Genomic DNA, 1624 nt, shown 5'->3' with positions numbered 1-1624 from the left:
GATACGGACAACGACTCCGGACGCTGTCAGCGGCAGTGCTCGGGCGCTCACGAACTGCCACCGAATCGGTAGCGCCGACGGCCGAGAAGCAGGAGAAACAGCGGGGCGCCGATCACCCCGGTCACCACGCTCAGCGGGATCTCCGTCGGTCGCAACGAGGTCCGCGCCACGACGTCGACCCACACCAGGAACGACGCGCCGATCAGCGCTGCCGCCGGCAATACCACTCGATGTCTGGCTCCGACAAGCATGCGTGTGACGTGCGGTATGACCAAGCCTACGAAGGCAATCGCGCCGGACACTGCCACCATCGTGCCGACCAACGCTGCCAGCACTCCGAACAACACGTTTCGCAGGGTGCGGATGGGAATACCGAGCGAAGCCGCGACGTCCGGTCCGGCCGCCAGCGCGTCCAGCCAACCGTGCAGGGCGAACACCGCTGCCGTCAGCAGGACCACAACGATGACCGGCGCCCACAACTTGTCCCAGGAGGCCCCGGCCAAACTTCCCAGGAGCCAGAACAATACGGACTGCGCGGCCTGGGAATCATTGGTACGCAGCACCAGAAAACTCGCGATCGCCGACAGGGCGGATGCGGTAACGGTGCCGGTCAGAACCAATCGCAGTGGAGTGATGCCGCCTTGCAGCGTCGCGATGGTGAAGACGAGAATCGCAGCTCCCAGTGCTCCGATCATCGCACCGAAGCTGAGCGCCCACACTCCCGCGCCGGCGAACAGTCCGGTGGTGATGACGGCGGTGGCACCGACACTCGCGCCGGACGACACTCCCAGCAGGTGGGGATCGGCAAGAGCGTTACGGACGAGGGTTTGCACCACCGCGCCGGCGACGGCAAGACCAGCGCCGACGGCCAGACCGAGAAGTACCCGAGGTGCTCTGATCCCCCACACGATCGCAAGTTCGGAACGCGTGACGGGTGGGCCTCCGAAGCGCGAGTGCACCACGTCCACCACAGTGGACACGGGGAGCATCTCGGATCCGAATGCCAACGCGCACACAGCAGAGAGCACGGTGACGACCAGCAGAGCGGGCAGCACGATACCCGGACTGAGCCGTCCTCGAGGCGCACCAGCCTTCGGCGAAGGCAGGTGGGTAGGTGGAGACAGAGCTCCGCCAACAGCATTCATGGTGTGACCGATCCATCCTCGTGGCATGACACAACGTCAACGAGGGTGGTATCTGGCTACGGTCGACGCATGGACGACCTCACAGTGGCGGGACCGCGCCGGAATTGCACCGACTTCCCATTACCTCGATGATGACGTCAGAACCATAACGGACCGCAGTCACCATTCGATACACCGGATCAGGATTCCGACGCGATCATCGATCTCGCCTGCCGCATGACGGCTTCGGTGCGCACGCGAAGTTCTTCGGGTGAATCCGATTCCAGCACAACCCGATGCACCTGGCCGTCCACGGCAGTCACAGTCAACCGCGACGTCAACAACGCATCGTCCGCACTGAAACCGCGGCTCTGCAAGTACTCCGAAAAACCCAGTACCAGTTGCCGATTCATTCCTTCGACCTGTTCGATGAGCTCAGGGGTCCGAGGAACCTGATCGTAGAGCAGGTGGAAGAACTCTCGCGGCTTACTGTTCACTTC

2 protein-coding genes and 1 riboswitch are annotated in these 1624 nt (G+C 63.4%); both genes read right to left on the bottom strand.

Annotation, left to right across the window (positions count from 1 at the left end; genetic code table 11):
* Positions 1-47: 47 nt before the first annotated feature.
* On the bottom strand, positions 48-1055 hold the full coding sequence (locus tag ABT116_RS44815) for a FecCD family ABC transporter permease (RefSeq protein WP_351646752.1): 1008 nt from the start codon (positions 1053-1055) through the stop codon (positions 48-50).
* A 117-nt stretch (positions 1056-1172) separates the two neighbouring features.
* Positions 1173-1308, bottom strand: a riboswitch (cobalamin riboswitch).
* Between the two features lie 16 nt (positions 1309-1324).
* The coding region (locus tag ABT116_RS44810) for a hypothetical protein (protein WP_351646749.1) at positions 1325-1624 on the bottom strand (300 nt) is incomplete at its 5' end.

The organism is Streptomyces sp. NPDC002130, from assembly GCF_040296465.1.
Lineage (GTDB): Bacteria > Actinomycetota > Actinomycetes > Streptomycetales > Streptomycetaceae > Streptomyces.
Note: the sequence above shows the minus strand (reverse complement) of the source record. Positions and strands in the feature narration are given on the sequence as shown.